The sequence below is a fragment of the Maricaulis sp. genome, from assembly GCF_048270095.1.
Classification (GTDB): Bacteria; Pseudomonadota; Alphaproteobacteria; order Caulobacterales; family Maricaulaceae; genus Maricaulis.
Window position 1 is genome coordinate 198,254 of sequence record NZ_JBLWTL010000001.1, and the last position, 17,228, is coordinate 215,481.

A 17,228-nucleotide genomic window follows, 5' to 3' on the forward strand; every position below is an offset into this window, starting at 1 on the left:
AGACCGACAGGAGCCTGCCGGATGACGGCCCGAAACAAACTCAGCCTCCTTTTTCCCTGTCTCTGTGTGCTGGCCAGCCTTGCGGCCTGCTCAGCGATTCAGCCCGAGCGCTCGATCGGGCGCGAGCTTGACGACACCAATGCCTCCCTGTCGATCAAGTCGGCCATGTTGCGCAGCGAGGGTTTCGTGCTCAACGGCGTTGATGTCGAAGTGACCGAAGGTATTGCCCTGCTGACCGGGAGCGTGCCGCGCCAGGACGACCGGATGATGGCGGAATGCCTCGCCTGGTCATCGGTGGCAGTGCGCTCTGTGGCCAATGAAATCGAGGTTGGCGCCTCCAGCGGCCTGCGCGACCGCAGCCGTGATGCCTGGATCACCCAGCGCGTGCGCGGGCATCTCCTGTCTGACCGCAATGTCAGGAGCGTCAATTTCAACGTCGAAACCTATGCCGGCACGGTCTATCTGCTCGGTGTGGCGCGCTCGCGCGGTGAGCTTGAACGGGTCAGTGCCCATGCCGCCCTGGTCGGTGGTGTGGTCGAGGTTGTCAGCTATGTGCGCGTAGCGGGCGTGCCGAGCGAGCTGCCGTCGCGCGGCGAAAGACGGGCCGAGGCCTGTGCCGGCGAATCCATGCCGGGCCTTGATTCCGAGGGCAATCCCCCCAATTCCACACCACAATTGCTGGGTGCCCCGGGAGATCCACAGTGAACATGCGTGTAGCGGTACAGATGGACCCGATCCAGGACGTCAATATTGACGGCGATACCTCCTTTGCCCTGATGGAAGAAGCGCAGGCGCGCGGTGCCTCGCTCTGGGTCTATCAGCCTGAGCACCTGTCCTGGTGCGAGGGTCGCATCACGGCGCGGGCGCGGCCGGTCACCGTGCGCCATGTCCGCGGCGATCATGCGACGCTGGGCGATGAAGTCGTGCTCGATCTCGCCGAAGACATTGATGTCATCCTGATGCGTCAGGATCCGCCCTTTGACATGGCCTATCAGACCGCTGCCCATATTCTCGAAATGCTCGAGGGCCGGACCCTCGTGCTCAATGATCCGGCCTGGGTGCGTTCCAGTCCGGAAAAGATCGTGCCGCTTCTCTTCCCGGATCTGGTGCCGCCGACCCTGATCAGCCGCGACGCGAAAGCCATCGAGGCGTTCCGCGATCAATACCAGGACATCATCATCAAGCCGCTCTATGGCAATGGTGGTGCCGGTGTGTTCCGGCTCAAGTCCGGCGACGGCAATTTCAAGGCCCTGCTGGAGATGTTCTTCGAGAGCAATCGCGAGCCTGTTGTGACCCAGGCTTTCCTGCCGGCGGTCGAAAAGGGCGACAAGCGGGTCTTGCTGATTGATGGCGAGGCGGTCGGCGCGATCAATCGCGTGCCCCAGAAGGGCGAAACACGTTCCAACATGCATGTCGGCGGCAAGGCCGAGGCCTCGACCCTGGATGCCGATGATCTGCGCATCTGCGCCGCTATCGGGCCGATGCTCAAGGCGCGTGGCCTGGTCCTGGTCGGGATTGATGTGATTGGCGGCCGCCTGACCGAGATCAATGTCACATCGCCGACCGGCGTGCAGGAGCTCAAGCGCTTCTCCGGCATTGATAGCTGCGCCCTGTTCTGGGATGCGGTGGCGCGAAAACTGGCGGCATAGCCCTCACACACGCTTGACTTGTGGGCGTCATGGTTTCATTCTGCGTTCTTGTTATGGACGTGGTTTGTTCTCTTGCCTGTGGAAAACTCAATACCCGTAACTGGTTAGCACAATGCCCACCTGCGGGGGTCGGCTTGAAAGCGGAACGCCATCCCGACTTTCGCCCTTGATTGAGCCCGAACCGGCAAGTCGCGGAGAGGTTTGGGCTTATGGCCGCTCGTACGACATCGGTTGCTTTTGAGGGCGCGGAGGCGCGTCTGGTCGACGTGCAGGTGCAGGTCGCCGGCGGATCGCAGCCGATCTTTTCCATCGTCGGGCTGGGCGACAAGGCTGTCACTGAAAGCCGTGAACGGGTGCGGGCCGCCTTTGCTGCGCTGGGGCTGTCGATGCCGTCGCAGCGCCTGATCGTCAATCTCGCCCCGGCTGACCGGCCCAAGGAAGGTTCGCATTTCGATCTGCCGATTGCGCTGAGCGTGCTGGCCGAACTGGGTGTCGTGCCGCGCGACGCGGTGGAGGAAAACCTCGCCTTTGGTGAGCTCGGCGTTGATGCCTCGATTGCTCCGGCGCCCGGCGCGCTGCCGGCGGCCGTTGCTGCCCAGGCAGCCGGGCTGTCGCTGATTTGCCCCGAGGCCTGCGGCCCGGAAGCCGCCTGGGCGGGCGGTGACTTGCCGATCATCGCCCCGGCCAGTCTGATCCAGCTCATCAATCATTTCAAAGGCACGCAAGTCCTCTCGCGGCCCGCTCCGGGCGAGCTGGTCGAGCGCGCCATTACCGCCGACCTCAACCAGGTCAAGGGCCAGGAAAGCGCCAAACGGGCGCTCGAGATCGCGGCGGCGGGTCATCACAATCTCCTGATGGTTGGGCCGCCAGGGTCCGGCAAATCGATGATGGCCGAGCGTCTGCCGGGCCTGTTGCCACCGCTTTCCGCCGCCGAGCTGCTTGATGTTTCGATGATCCATTCGGTCGCCGGTCTGCTCGAGCGCGGCTGTCTGCAGCGCGACCGGCCATTTCGCTCGCCGCATCACTCCGCTTCGATGGCCGCCATGGTCGGTGGCGGCGCGCGGGCCAAGCCGGGCGAGGCCTCGCTGGCGCATCATGGCGTTCTCTTCCTCGATGAATTGCCCGAATTCCACCCGCAAGTGCTCGACAGCCTGCGCCAGCCGCTCGAGGCCGGGCGGATCACTGTCGCGCGGGCCAATGCGCATATCTCCTATCCAGCCCGTTTCCAGCTGGTGGCGGCGATGAATCCCTGCCGCTGTGGCGGCGGTGCCCAGGATGGCTCGGCCTGTCGCCGCGGGCCGCGCTGCGCCAGTGACTACCAGGCGCGCATTTCCGGCCCGATGCTCGACCGGATTGATCTGCAGATCCAGGTCCCCGCCGTCACGCCCGCCGATCTGGCTCTGCCTGCGCCGGTCGAGGGCACTCAAGCCGCGGCCGCCCGTGTGGCCGTCGCGCGCGCCGTGCAGGCTGAGCGCGGTTGTCTCAACGCGCATCTGCCGCCCGACATTCTGGAGCACGCCGCCGCGCCCGACCGGGCCGGCGAAGCCCTGCTCAACCAGGCCGCCCAGCAGCACAGCCTCACCGCCCGAAGCTATCACCGCGTCCTGCGCGTCGCCCGCACCATCGCCGATCTCGATGGCAGTGAAGCCGTGCGCCGCATCCACATCGCTGAAGCGCTGTCCTGCCGCCGGGGTCTGGTGCCCGCGGCGGGTCCGCCGCCGCAGGGGCAGCGCATGCCCGGTCTGGTGTAATGCGGGACATGGCCCGCCCGCCCCGTTTCACAGGCGCGCCAAGGCTGGCGAGGCGCGCCCAATTGAGTGGCGGGGCGTTCTCCGGCAGCCCTGCCCAGGCGGCCTTGTCCGGGAGCACCTATCCGGGAGGACTTGTCTCGGCGACCCTGTCCAGAGGGCCTCGTCCGGGAGGGCCCGCCCTAGACCGGGTGTCTGGGCCTGTCCTTGCGCCGTCTGTCCTCGCGCCGTCTGTCCCTGCGCCGTCTTCCCTCGCGGCGTCTGGCCTCGCGTCGTCTGTCCTCGCGCTGCCTGTCCTCGCGCCGTCTATCCTTGCGCCGTCTGTCCCTGCGCCGTCTGGCCTCGCGCTGTCTTTCCTCGCGCTGTCTGGTCTCGCGCCGTCTGGCCTTGCCTGGGTGTGGCCTTGTCTGGGTGTGTCCTGGCGGCCCGGCCACCCTGGACCGGACACCCTGTTCAGCATCGTGCATCGTCACCGGAACCCGTCTCTGTCTTTCCGCGAGACGCCCCCTGCCGCGACGATAGATCATTAACCTCGAACGACTAGCTTTCCCCCTGTCATGACACGCGATACCCCGCCCGACAGCCGGGCCGGCCCTGCAGCATCCATTCCGGGGACGGACCAAGAGCCATCGACGACTGCGACCGAGCTGGGCGCGGCGGAATTTCTCATATCTGCGCTCGACGTCGCCGGTGAGCTGATCCTGGTGCGCGGCCGCGGTGGCCGGGTGGTGCATGTCAATACTGCCTTTATTGCCGCTTTCGGAGGCGTGCGCAGCGACTGGGTCGGGCGCTGGTTTTCTGTGGCCCCGCCTGTCACTACCGATGATCCGCGCCGCTATGAAATGCTGATGCGAACGCGTCAGGGCCCGCTCTGGATCGAATGGGATGAGCGGCTCCTGCCCGATGGCCGCGGTGTGATCTCGGTCGGCCGCGATGTCAGCTCGCGCCGCGAGGCGCATGCCGATCTGGAAGCCTCCCAGCGCGCCAAGTCCCTGTTTTTTGCGGCCGTCACCCATGAAATGCGCACGCCGCTCGCCGGAGCGCTGGGCGTTGCGCGCCTGCTCGAAGCGACGCCGCTACGCCCCGACCAGGCTGATTATGTCCGTACGCTCGCCAGTTCGGCCGGGCACGCGCTGGCCATGGTCGATGATATTCTTGACCTGTCCCGGCTCGAAGCCGGCAAGCTGACCTTGCGCCCCGAACAGGTCGATATCGCCGAACTGGTGCGCGAAACAGCCGAGCTCGCCGCACCGCGGGCCCAGGAGAAGGGGCTCGAGATCGGCATCGTCCAGTCGGCCGCCGCTCCGGCCCGGATCGAGGGTGACCCGGCCCGCCTGCGCCAGATCCTGTTCAATCTGATCGGAAATGCCGTCAAATTTACCCATCAGGGCGGGATCCGGATCGATATTGGCTGCGCCCCGGACGCCGATGGCCGCCGCCGGCTCTCCCTCTCGGTCAGCGATACCGGGCCGGGGATATCCGAACATGACCAGCAATCCCTGTTTGAACAATTCGAGCGCGGCGCTGCCGAGCGCGACGGCGCTGAAGGTGGCGCCGGCCTCGGCCTCGCCATGGTTCGCCGCCTGGTCGAGGCGATGGATTCCTCGATGGGGGTCGAAAGCCGGCTTGGCGATGGGGCCAAATTCTGGGTGATTTTCGATCTGCCGGTGTTTGCCGGCGGGCCGGGTGAAAGCCTGGCCGGCCGCGAATTGGCGATTGCCAGCCCGAATCCGGTGCTGCGCCAGACGCTCGCCGACCAATTGCGTGAACTCGGCGCCGATGTCGTCGCGATTGACCAGGTTGAAAACCTGGCAGCGGCCTCGGGCCGCGAATTATTGCTGGATGCCGGCTGGGCGAGCCAGGTCAGCCAGGCGCACGCCCGCCATGTCTGGCAATTGGTGACGCCGGCCGGCAAGGATGACGTCATCGAAGACCTGCCCGAGGGCGTCGATGGCTGGCTGGTCAAACCGGTCCGGCTGACCAGCCTGGTCGAACAGATCACCGGCTCGGCCCCGGCGCGCCCGGCGGCACCCAGGCCGAAAGCGGAAGCCGGGGCCGAGCCGCTGGCCCTCGAGGGTTTGCGAATCCTGGTCGCCGAGGATGACCCGGTCAATGCCCTGATCGCCCGCCGCACGCTGGAACGGCTTGGCGCTCATGTCACCCAGGTTGATAGTGGCCGCGGCGCCCTGCGTGCGCTCGAAAATGGCGGTTTTGATGCGGCCCTGCTCGATCAACGCATGCCGGGCATGAATGGCCCCGATGTCGCGCGTATGGCGCGGATGAGCGGTCATGATCTGCCGCTGGTCGCCCTGACGGCCAATAGCAGCGAGGATGATCGCACCAATTGCCTCGAGGCCGGGATGAATGACTTCCTGTCCAAACCGGTCGACCCCGATCTCCTCGCCCGGACACTCGCGCGCTTGTGCAGCGCCGGGAAGCAGGCCAGCATGGCGCGAAATATGCCAATCGGCTGAGGAGTTTCAGGGATATGACGCAGGCCGATATCGAACGGAAGAAGTCCTGGCGGCAGGCGATCTCGGTCTATGGCCGCCCCATCATGCTGGCGATGCTGATCCTCGGATTCGCCTCCGGCCTGCCGCTGATGATGGTCTTCTCCAAACTCTCATACTGGCTGCGCGATGTCGGGATTGAACGTTCCACCATCGGTTTCTTCTACTGGATCACCATCTCCTACACGCTCAAACCCTTGTGGGCGCCGATGGTTGACCGCCTCTCCATCCCCGTCCTCACCGCGGCCCTGGGCAAGCGCCGCTCCTGGATGATGGTGGCCATTCTCGGCACCATGATCGGCCTGTTCATCATCGCCTTTTCCGATCCGTCGCAAGGCTTGTGGCTGACCCTGGCCGGCGCCTTCATCCTCTCCTATTCCGGCGCCACGCTGGATATTTCCATCGATGCCTGGCGCATTGAATCCGGACCGCGCGAGGAGCAGGCCAATATGGCCGCCGCCTATGTGCTCGGCTATCGCGGCGCGATCTTCTTTTCCGGCTTCGGCCTGGCGCTCTCCTCCTGGACGAACTGGACCGTCTCCTTTTCCGTCATGGCGCTGACCATGGGGATTTGCGGTCTGCTGGTGCTGGTGATGAAGGAGCCGGCGCATGCCGTGCGCCTGCAGACCGCGGGCAGTTTCGGCCAGCGTGTCGCCGAAGCGATTATCGAACCCTTCAAGCAATTCGCCACCCGTCTGGGTGTCTGGATCGTGCCGGTCTTCCTGCTGGTCGCCTTTTATCGGCTGAGTGACTTCACCATGGGCGTGATGGCCAGCCCGCTCTATTCCGATATCGGTTTCGACCGTGCCATTGTCGGTGGTATCCAGAGCGGACCGGGCCTGATCGCCACTATCGCCGGCGGTTTTCTCGGCGGCCTGATCGCCTATAAATTCGGCGTGCTGCGCGCGATGTTCATCGGCGCCTTCATCACGTTCGCGACCAATGGCGCCTATGCCTGGCTGGCCGCGACCGGCACGCCGGACAGTGTCGGTCTGCTCGGCCTGGTGATCAGCGCCGACAATCTCGCCGCCGGTTTCGTCGGCACCGTCTTTATCGCCTATCTCTCGTCGCTGACCGACCCGATCAATGCCGCCACCCAATACGCCCTGCTCTCATCGCTCTATGCCCTGATCAATAAATTCGTCGCCGGCTTCTCCGGCGTCCTCGCCGATGCGATGGGCTATGTGAATTTCTTCCTGCTAACAGCGGGCTATGCCCTGCCGGCGGCGGCGCTGGTGATGTTCATCATGATGCGAGGCTCACCGGCCGCGAAGGGGTTGGTGAAATATGATGCCGGGGCTGATCAAACGCCTTAAATCCACCGCCATGTCATCCCTGACCCTCGCCTTCGCGAGGGCCGGCGGATGCCCCGCAAATGCGGGGCGCAGATCAGGGACCCAGACGCGCCGGCGCTTGTGGTTCTGGGTCCCCGATCTACGCCCGGATCGCTGCGCGTCCGGGCATCCGTCGGGGATGACATGAGGTGTTGGATTTCAGGGCGAAAAAACGACCCGCTTTCGCCGCGAGGTACACGTCCGGGGGAAGTCTGCTGAGTGCTTGATAAGCCGTCGAATCGCCCACTGCCGGCACCCGTCATCCTCACCAGCTCCGCCCCGGGCTGCGCCCGGCGCACCTCTTCCATCAAGGAAGAGGAGGGCGGTAGTCGAGGCGTTGAGCATCATCTCCTCCTCTTCCTTGATGGAAGAGGTGGCCGCGAAGCGGTCGGAGCTGGTGACGGCCCCGCACAGCCGTTCGCGCGACCATAGCAGGTCCCGGAACCCCGCATCGGCGAGGGCCGGCAGATCCGGGGGGAGATTGGGGTTGATGACCGGGGTGAAACTACTCCCCCATCACCCCGACCTCATGCTTCTCCGGATCATAGGCTGCCAGCGCGGCCAGCGTCGTGATCTCGCTGACCGAGGCGCCGAGGCGGGCGATCTGGACCGGGAGTTCGAAGCCGAGCAGCATCGGGCCGATCACGGTGGCGCCGCCGCCGACGCGCAGGAGTTTGGTGGCGATCGAGGCGGAGTGGATGGCGGGCATGACCAGGACATTGGCCGGGCCGGAGAGGCGCGAGAAGGGGTAGAGGAAGCGGTGTGAGGGGTCGAGGGCGACGTCGACATTCATTTCGCCCTCGTATTCGAAATCGACGCCGAGCTTGTCGAGCGCGTCGACGGCTTCCTGGAGTTTTTGCGAGCGTTCGCCGGCCGGATTGCCGAAGGTGGAATAGGACAGGAAGGCGACGCGCGGCGTGAAGCCGAAACCTTTCGCTGCCGCGGCCGCCTCGATGGCGATGTCGGCCAGGGCGTCGCTATCGGGGAATTCGGTGACATTGGTGTCGGCGATGAACAGGGTGCGGTTCTTGGCGAGCGCAATGGACATGCCGATCACGCGCTGGTCCGGTGCCGCATCGAGCACGAGTTTCACATCGCGCAGGGCGGCGTCATAGCTGCGCGTCGTACCGGTGACGATGCCGTCGGCGTCGCCGAGCTTGACCATGCAGGCGGAGAAGACATTGCGGTCATTATTGACCAGGCGCTGCACGTCGCGGCGCAGATAGCCCTGACGCTGCAGGCGTTTATAGAGGAAGTCGGCATAGTCGCTATTGCGTTCCGACAGGCGCGCATTGACGATTGTGATCGCATCTTCCGGCACACCGACCAGACGCATATTGGCGCGCGTAATATCCTCGCGGCCAACCAGTATGGCCTTGCCGAGCTCCTGGCTCTGGAAGGCATAGGCGGCGCGGATCACGGCCGGTTCCTCGCCCTCGGCGAAGACGATGCGGCGGCCCTGGCCCATCACCGCGCCCTGGATGCGCTGCAACAGGGCAGCGGTCGGATCGAGACGGCGGGCCAGTGAATGGCGGTAGGCCGACATGTCGGCAATCGGCTTGCGCGCGACACCGCTATCCATCGCCGCCTGGGCGACATAGGGCGGTACATAGGAAATCAGGCGCGGATCAAACGGCGAGGGAATGATATAGCCGCGGCCGAATTTCGGGCGTGCGCCATGATAGGCGGCGGCGACCTCGTCCGGCACGTCTTCCTTGGCCAGCGCGGCGAGCGCATGGGCGGCGGCGATCTTCATCTCTTCATTGATGGTGCGGGCGCGGACATCCAGCGCGCCGCGGAAAATATAGGGAAATCCGAGGACGTTGTTGACCTGGTTGGGATAGTCCGAGCGGCCCGTCGCCATGATGGCATCGGAGCGGACAGCTTCAACATCTTCCGGGGAGATTTCCGGGTCCGGATTGGCCATGGCGAAAATGATCGGATTATCGGCCATCGACTTGATCATTTCGCCGGTAAAGGCACCCGCGACGGACAGGCCCAGCACGCAATCAGCGCCATCCAGCGCTTCGGCGAGGGAGCGTTTATCGGTCTCGACCGCATGGGCGGCCTTCCACTGATTGAGATCGTCGCGCTCGGTATGGATAATGCCCTTGCTGTCGCACAGCACGGCGTTTTTGGCATCGACACCCATCGCCTTGAGCAATTCCAGCACGGCAATCCCGGCGGCGCCGGCGCCATTGACGACGACTTTGAGGTCGGCCATGCGGCGGCCGGTGATCTCGCAGGCATTGATGATGCCGGCAGCGGAAATGATCGCGGTGCCGTGCTGGTCGTCATGGAAAACGGGGATATCGAGCAATTCGCGCAGGCGTTGCTCGATGATGAAGCTCTCCGGCGCCTTGATGTCTTCCAGATTGATGCCGCCGAATGTATTGCCGAAACGGCGCACGCATTCGATGAAGGCCTCACCGTCTTCTTCCTCGACCTCGATATCGATCGCGTCGATATCGGCGAAGCGCTTGAACAGGACAGCCTTGCCTTCCATCACCGGTTTGGAGGCCATGGCGCCGAGATTGCCGAGGCCCAGGATCGCGGTGCCATTGGAGATGACGGCGACCATATTGCCCTTGGAGGTATAGTCGTAAACCTTGTCCGGATCGGCAGCGATCGCCTTGACCGGGGCAGCGACGCCGGGGCTGTAGGCGAGGGACAGGTCGCGCTGGGTGGCCATCGGCTTGGTGGCTGCCATGGCGATTTTGCCGGGGGTCGGTTCGCGGTGAAAGGCCAGGGCTTCTTCGTCATCGACCTTGCTGATTCTGTCGCTCATCACTGCCATCCTTGCCCGCGCCGGAATTTCCCATAGAACTAGGCCTCTAGCCGCTTCGCCCCCTTGCACGCAAGACGAAACCTCGTCACGGACCGCCTCGATGAATGCGATGATACAAATGCCGGTTCCGGCTGATCGGCAATTTCCCGACCCTGAAGGCGCCACGCCGATGATGGCGCAATACCTCGCCCTGCGCGCGCAGGCGCCGGGCGATGCGCTGCTGTTTTATCGCATGGGCGACTTCTACGAACTTTTCTTCGACGATGCCGTGCGCGCTTCCGCCGCACTCGATATCGCCCTGACCAAGCGCGGCGAACACCAGGGTCAGCCGATCCAGATGTGCGGTGTTCCCGCCGCAGCATCGGAAGCCTATCTCGCGCGCCTGATCAAGGCCGGTTTCAAGGTTGCCGTTGGTGAGCAGACCGAGGATCCCAAGGCGGCCAAGGCGCGCGGTTCCAAATCCGTCGTCAACCGGGCGATCCGCCGCGTCGTCACGCCGGGCACGCTGACCGAAGACACATTGCTCGATCCGCGCAGTTCCAACCGCATTGCGGCGCTGGCCCGTCTGGCGAGCGGCGAGTGCGCGATTGCCTGGGCCGAGGTCTCGACGGGTGAGTTTGCGGTCATGCTGGTGGCAGCCGAAAATCTCGCCGCCGAACTCGCCGCGATGAATCCGGTGGAGCTTCTGGTCGAGGAAACCCGCTTCAAGGAGGGCGGCGAACTGGCGCCGCGCGCGACGGTCACACCGCTCGCCCGGGCCAAATTCGACGCGGCCTCTGCCGAACGGCAACTTAAAGGCCACTTTGCGGTACATGAACTGACGGCTTATGGCGAGTTTACGCGTGCTGAGCGGTCCGCTCTTGGCGCATTGCTCGACTACCTCGCCCTGTCGCAGGCCGGAGCGCCGGCCAAGCTTGCCCCGCCACGCCAGATCGCCCAAGGCAGCGTCCTCGCCGTCGATCCGGCGACCCGCGCCAGCCTTGAAATCGACCGGACATTGAGCGGCAACCGCACCGGCTCCCTGCTCGACGCCATCGACCGCACCGTCACCGCCCCGGGCGCCAGATGCCTCGCCGAACGCCTGGCGCGGCCGCTGACGGATGTCGTGCAGATCGAACAACGCCTTGATGCAATAAGCTTTTTCGAGGCGTCCTCGGAATTGCGCCGCGACATCCGTGATCGCCTGAAATCGGCGGGTGACCCGGAACGCGCCCTGTCCCGCCTGCTACTCGGCCGCGGCGGCCCGCGCGATCTCAAGGCCCTGGCCGCAGCCCTGGCCGAAGGTCAAGCGCTCGCGACCCGCATTCTCGCCGCCCCGCTCACCGCCCCGCCGCCCTTGGTCGCCGAAAATCTGGCGGCGCTATCCCTGGCCGACAAGCCGGAATTGTCTGCCCTGGTGGGTGATCTGGAACGCGCTATCCTTGATGAGCCCCCCTTGCTGGCCCGCGATGGTGGTTTTGTCGCGCCCGAATGGCGGCCCGAGCTCGACGAGACCCGCAAATTGCGCGACGCCTCGCGCCGTATCGTCGCCGGCCTGCAGCAGACCTATGCCGAAGCCACCGGCGTTAGCGGATTGAAAATACGGCATAATAACGTGCTGGGCTATTTCGCTGAAGTGACCGCCAAACATGCCGATCAGCTGATGGGCCGCGAAGATTTTATCCATCGCCAGACCATGGCGAATGTGGTGCGTTTCTCGACAGTGGAGCTGGCCGATCTGGAATCGCGCATCTCCAGTGCCGGCGAACGGGCGCTGGCAATGGAAATCGAGGTTTTTCAAGGGCTTTGCCAAGGGGTCGAGGGTCAGGCTGAGCTGATCCGGCAGTCCGCTCGCGCCCTGGCCGAGCTCGATGTCGCCGCCGGGCTCGCCGAATGGGCCATTGAAACAGAAGCTTGCCGCCCGGTGGTCGAGGACAGTTCGGTCTTTGCCGTCGCCGGCGGCCGCCATCCCGTCGTCGAACGCGCCTTGCAGCGCACCGGTGAAGGCCGTTTCACGCCCAATGATTGCAGGCTCGACGGGGCCGGTACCGCCGCAGCCCGCCTGGTCTTCGTGACCGGGCCGAACATGGCCGGTAAGTCCACGTATTTGCGGCAGAATGCACTGATCCTGATGCTGGCACAGGCGGGCTGTTATGTGCCGGCCCGTTCGGCCCGGATCGGGATCGCCGACCGGCTCTATTCGCGCGTTGGCGCTGCCGATGACCTGGCGCGCGGCCGCTCGACCTTCATGGCGGAAATGATCGAGGCTTCGGCCATTCTCAACCAGGCCACGGGCCGCAGCTTTGTCATCCTCGACGAAATTGGCCGCGGTACGGCGACATTCGACGGTCTCTCCATTGCCTGGGCCGCGGCGGAACATTTGCATGGCGTCAATCAGTGCCGCGCCTTGTTCGCCACGCATTATCATGAGCTTACCCGGCTGGCCGATGACCTCGAAGCGGCGGGCAATTGCTCGCTCAAGGCGCGCGAGTGGAAAGGTGAGCTGGTTTTCCTGCACGAGGTCGGGCCCGGGGCTGCGGATCGCTCCTACGGGATTGAGGTTGCGCGCCGTGCCGGCCTGCCGCCGGTTGCGATCCGGCGTGCCAAGACGATCCTGGCGCGGCTGGAATCGGAGGGCGCACCGGCTGCGGCGCTCGCCGACCTGCCCCTGTTTGCGCTTTCCGAACCGGTTGTCGAGGCCCGGGAATCGGCGGTCGAATTGCGATTGTCTGACATCGAACCTGACGGGCTGGCGCCGCGCGAGGCGCTCGATATCCTGTATCAACTCAAGGCGCTGATGAAGAATGAGTGACGCCGCACCGCACCGTAGACTAGGCTGAGACCCAGATGACCCATCCGGCACTCCCCGCTTCGCTGAATGCCTTGACGCTGCGCGCCCAGCTGGCGGCGGCTATCGCCAAGCGGGGCTGGGATTCCCCGGCGGCCCGGCCGACAGCGGTGGGCCATGTCCGCGCGGCGCTCGACCGGGTCCGCGAGCAGGCGGGGGACTGTCTCTCGCAAGGCGGCGGCGGGGCGGTGGCACCCCCGGCGCGGGGCGGCGGGGGGAGCGTCAGCCTGCACGCCCTGTTTGATTCCATGGCCGCAGGCGACCTCGACGGCTCGCGCGGCGTTACGCTTTGCGCCCTGGGTGGTTTCGGCGCTGGTGAATTGGCGCCATTTTCCGATGTCGACCTGCTCCTGATCAAACCCGATGATGGCGATGCCGCGACGGATGCCTTCCTGGAGCGCGTGCTCTACGCGCTGTGGGACATCAAGATCGATGTCGGCGGCGGCGCCTGCCGCACGATCGATGAAACCCTGGAAATCACCCGCGAAAACGCCTCCGAACGCACGGCCTTGCTGAGCCTGCGTTATCTGGCCGGTGACGAGGCGCAGGCCAATGCACTCGCCAGCCGTTTTCGTGAGGAAGTGATCGCTGGCGACAAGACCGGATTCGTCGAGGCGAAACTGCGCGAACGCGACGCCCGGATCGAGAAGGCGGGCCGGTCGCGCTACACGGTTGAGCCCAATATCAAATCGGGCAAGGGCGCCCTGCGCGATCTGCAGCTGATGCGCTGGCTGGCGCAATTCCTCTATGGCGCGGATGCGTTTGAACGCTGGGTCGGCAGCCGCCTGCTATCGGTCGATGACGTTGTGAAATACGTCGCCGCGGATGATCTGTTGTGGACGATCCGCTTTCACCTTCACGCCCTGGCTGGCGGAAAGGATGAAAGACTGACATTCGATCTACAGCCGGAAATCGCGGCCCGGATGGGGTTCGAGGACGGCGAAGATGAAAGTGCAGTCGAACGCTTCATGCGGGCGTATTTCCGCGCAGCCATGGATGTCGGTGCGCTGACGCGTCTGGTGTGCGCCAAGCTGGAATCCGATGCGTGGAAGTCAAAACCGCGCGGCCTGGCGCGTTTCCTGCCCGGAGAAGACCCGGACGAGACGCCGGATCTCGGCAAATTCGTGCTGCGCGATGGCCGTCTCGATTTCGCCAATCCGACCCAGATTGCCGACGATCCTGTCTGCCTGATCCGCTTCTTTCACGTCGCGGCTTCCCGGCGGCTGGACCTGCACCCCGAGGCCGTCGCCCGGATCGGACGGACCTTGCATCATGTCGACGAGAAATTCCGCGAGGATCCGCGCGCAGCCCGGGCCTTCTTCGCGGTCCTGCTGGACTCGCCGGCGCCCATGCCGGTTCTGCGTCTGATGACCGAAGCGGGGCTCTTGGGCCGCTACATACCGGAATTCGGGGACATTGTCGCGCGCACCCAGTTCAACATGTATCACCACTACACCGTCGATGAGCACACCCTGCAGGCGCTGGGGATATTGCGCGAAATCGAGGATGGGCTGCACCCGCTGGATCATCCGCTGACGACCCGGATCATGCCGCTGATCAAGCGGCGGCGCGCCCTGCATCTGGCGGTCCTGCTTCACGATACCGGCAAGGGTTCGGGCGATCAGTGTATTGAAGGCGCGATCCGTGCACGCACCGCCTGCAAGCGGCTCGGACTTGATGATACCGAAACCGAGCTCGTTGCCTGGCTGATCCAGACCCATCTCCTGCTCAGCGATACCGCTCAACGCCGCGATCTCAGCGATCCGCAGACCGTGGCGGATTTCGCCGCCGCTGTCGGCACAGTCGAGCGCTTGCGTCTGCTCACTGTGCTGACCGTGGTCGATATTCGCGCCGTCGGGCCGGGCGTGTGGAATGGCTGGAAGGGCCAGCTGATCCGGGATTTGTACGCGGCGACCGAACAGGTGCTCAAAAGCGAAGGGGCCGGACTGGAGCGGGCGCGTGAAACCCTGTCTGACAAGGCGCGGGCAACACGTGACAGGGCGCTGCCCAGCCTGGCCCGGATCAATCCGGCCTTCGCTGAGTGGTGGGCGGCGGAGTTGAATGATGCCTATTGGGTCTCATTCTCCGAGGAGGATCGTTTCCGGCACGCAGCCTTCGCCCGGCATGTCTTCGAGACGGGTCGTGCCTCGGCCGCCGCAGTCCGGGTCGACCGGCGGCGGGCGGCGACGGAAGTCATGATCTGGTCGCCGGACCGCGAGCGCGTGTTCGCGGATATTGCCGCTGCCCTGGCCGATATGGGTGCTGATGTTGTCGGCGCGACCATCAATACGACCGTGTCGGGCAATGTCTTTGATATTTTCCATATCCAGGACGCGGCAGGCCAGCCCTACGGCCGTGACGATACGCCGAAGCGAGATGCCCTGGTGGACTATCTCAGACTGGTGGCCACGGGAGAGTTTCCCGTGCGGCGACGCCGCATCATGCCAATGAAGCATCGTGACGCAGCTTTCCGGGTCGAGCCCTATGTCAGTATTTCCAATGAATTGGCTGAACATGCCACAGTGATCGAAGCGTCCGGGCGCGACAGGCCGAGCCTGTTGGCGGATCTGGCTGATGTTATCGCCGATGAGAACCTGTCGCTGACCTCCGCCCAGATCGACGGTTATGGCGAACGTGCCACGGATGTGTTCTACGTCACCCATCTGGGCCACAAGCTGGAGGACGCCGCCGTGACAGAACGCCTTCATGCCGGTTTGATCACAGTCCTGAGTGCCAGTGAAACCGCGCTCGACGAGAAGGCTGCCGAACGCGGTATCGCCCGTGCCCGCGCCAGCGTTTTGAGGTAGTCATGCGTCTTTTGCGGTCGTCAGCCATTGTCGGCCTGTTCACGTCGGCAAGCCGGGTTCTTGGACTGGTGCGGGAAATGCTTCTGGCGGCGGCACTGGGTGCCGGTGCCACGACAGACGTCTTCCTGACGGCCTTCCAGTTTCCCAATCTTTTCCGGCGCATTTTCGCCGAAGGCGCGTTCAATTCTGCCTTTGTGCCGCTCTATGCAGGCAAGCTTGAAGGCGACGGCCCAACGGACGCCCAGCGTTTTGCACGGCAGGTCTTGTCGCTGCTCTTCACCGCGATGCTGATCTTCGTGATTGTGGCGCAGATCGGCATGCCCTGGCTGATGTATCTGCTGGGTCCGGGTTTCATCGAAAATCCGCAAACCTTCGAGCTGGCCGTTCTGCTGACGCAGATCACCATGCCCTATCTGCTGATGATGTCGCTCTCGGCCATGCTGAGTGGCGTGCTCAATTCGCACGGCAAGTTTGCCGCCGCGGCTGCGGCGCCGGTGCTGCTCAATCTGACCCTGATCGGCACCATGCTTTTCTCCGGTGCCGGCGGCGAGCAGATGGCGCTTTATCTTTGTATCGGTATCACGGCATCCGGCGTGCTGCAGACCGCCTGGCTCTGGTTTTCCGTGCGCCAGCTCGGTGTGCGCCTGAGTTTGCGCCTGCCCAGGCTGACACCGGACACCCGGCGGTTGATCGTGCTGGGCGTTCCCGGTGCTGTGGCGGCTGGCGTGACGCAGATCAATATTCTCGTGACGTCGTCGATCGCGACGCTGGAGGAGGGGGCACGGTCCTGGCTGTATTATGCGGATCGCCTTTACCAATTCCCGCTCGGCGTGGTCGGCATCGCAATGGGTGTTGTGTTGCTTCCGACATTGTCCGGCCGGCTGCGTTCCGGCGATGTGACGGGAGCTGCCAATGTGATGAATCGCGGTCTCGAGGTCTCGATGGCGTTGACGCTACCCGCGGCTGCGGCGCTCGCCGTCATTCCGCATTTTATCGTCACCGCCCTGTATCAGAACGGTGCTTTCACGGCCGAAGCGGCTGACCGGGTGTCGCTGGCCGTGGTCGCCTTTGCGTTCGGCTTGCCAGCCTTTGTACTGATCAAGGTGCTCTCGCCCGGATTTTTCGCGCGCCAGGACACGATGACACCGATGCGGTATGCGGCGGTTTCTGTCGCGGTCAATCTGGTGCTTGGCCTGATCCTCTTCTTTGGACCGTTGAACTTCCTCGGTCTGGCCATCGCCACTTCAGTGGCTGGCTGGGTCAATGCCATTTTGCTCGCGGTCACCCTGCGCAAGCGCGGATTGTTGCAGCCGGACGCCCGCTTGCTGCACCGTCTGCCGCGCATTCTCGGCGCGGTGATCCTGATGTCGGCCTTCCTGGCGATGGCTGATCAGCATACGGCCTGGATTATCGATCACAGCTTTGGCATTCCGCTTTTGGCGCTGGTGCTGGTCTGTGGTTCTGGTGCGCTGGTATTTGGCGGGTCGGCGATGCTGACCGGCGCGTTGAGGGTTTCCGAGCTGCTTGACGCGCTCAAGCGCCCTTGAGGCCTGCCATTGCGGCCG

At 64.5% G+C, this 17,228-nt stretch carries 9 protein-coding genes; 8 read left to right on the forward strand and 1 reads right to left on the reverse strand.

The window, feature by feature from the left end; genetic code table 11:
* Positions 1 to 21 precede the first annotated feature (21 nt).
* The 5 genes from ACN0YJ_RS01010 (at position 22) to ACN0YJ_RS01030 (ending at position 7,223) form a co-directional block, all read left to right on the forward strand.
* Positions 22 to 705 carry a BON domain-containing protein gene (locus tag ACN0YJ_RS01010; RefSeq protein WP_417495078.1) on the forward strand — a complete coding sequence of 228 codons (684 nt, stop codon included), beginning with the start codon at positions 22 to 24 and terminating at the stop codon, positions 703 to 705.
* A 2-nt stretch (positions 706 to 707) separates the two neighbouring features.
* Positions 708 to 1,649, forward strand: coding sequence for a glutathione synthase (gene gshB, locus ACN0YJ_RS01015; RefSeq protein ID WP_417495172.1), 942 nt, complete (start codon positions 708 to 710; stop codon positions 1,647 to 1,649).
* Between the two features lie 209 nt (positions 1,650 to 1,858).
* Positions 1,859 to 3,400, forward strand: coding sequence for a YifB family Mg chelatase-like AAA ATPase (locus ACN0YJ_RS01020; RefSeq protein WP_417495079.1), 1,542 nt, complete (start codon positions 1,859 to 1,861; stop codon positions 3,398 to 3,400).
* Between the two features lie 554 nt (positions 3,401 to 3,954).
* Positions 3,955 to 5,871: a response regulator gene (locus ACN0YJ_RS01025; protein ID WP_417495080.1), complete on the forward strand. Its 1,917-nt coding sequence runs from the start codon at positions 3,955 to 3,957 to the stop codon at positions 5,869 to 5,871.
* Between the two features lie 14 nt (positions 5,872 to 5,885).
* Positions 5,886 to 7,223 carry an AmpG family muropeptide MFS transporter gene (locus ACN0YJ_RS01030; protein ID WP_417495081.1) on the forward strand — a complete coding sequence of 446 codons (1,338 nt, stop codon included), beginning with the start codon at positions 5,886 to 5,888 and terminating at the stop codon, positions 7,221 to 7,223.
* A gap of 523 nt (positions 7,224 to 7,746) precedes the next feature.
* Here the strand turns inward: ACN0YJ_RS01030 and ACN0YJ_RS01035 are convergent.
* Positions 7,747 to 10,029, reverse strand: coding sequence for an NADP-dependent malic enzyme (locus tag ACN0YJ_RS01035; protein WP_417495082.1), 2,283 nt, complete (start codon positions 10,027 to 10,029; stop codon positions 7,747 to 7,749).
* Between the two features lie 100 nt (positions 10,030 to 10,129).
* Between ACN0YJ_RS01035 and mutS the strand changes: the two genes are divergently transcribed.
* The 3 genes from mutS to murJ are packed head-to-tail and all read left to right on the forward strand — an operon-like array spanning position 10,130 to position 17,210.
* Positions 10,130 to 12,820, forward strand: coding sequence for a DNA mismatch repair protein MutS (mutS, locus tag ACN0YJ_RS01040; protein WP_417495083.1), 2,691 nt, complete (start codon positions 10,130 to 10,132; stop codon positions 12,818 to 12,820).
* A gap of 35 nt (positions 12,821 to 12,855) precedes the next feature.
* Positions 12,856 to 15,663: a [protein-PII] uridylyltransferase gene (gene glnD / locus ACN0YJ_RS01045; RefSeq protein ID WP_417495084.1), complete on the forward strand. Its 2,808-nt coding sequence runs from the start codon at positions 12,856 to 12,858 to the stop codon at positions 15,661 to 15,663.
* 2 nt (positions 15,664 to 15,665) lie between these two features.
* Positions 15,666 to 17,210, forward strand: coding sequence for a murein biosynthesis integral membrane protein MurJ (murJ, locus tag ACN0YJ_RS01050; RefSeq protein ID WP_417476595.1), 1,545 nt, complete (start codon positions 15,666 to 15,668; stop codon positions 17,208 to 17,210).
* The last annotated feature ends 18 nt before the right edge of the window (positions 17,211 to 17,228 follow it).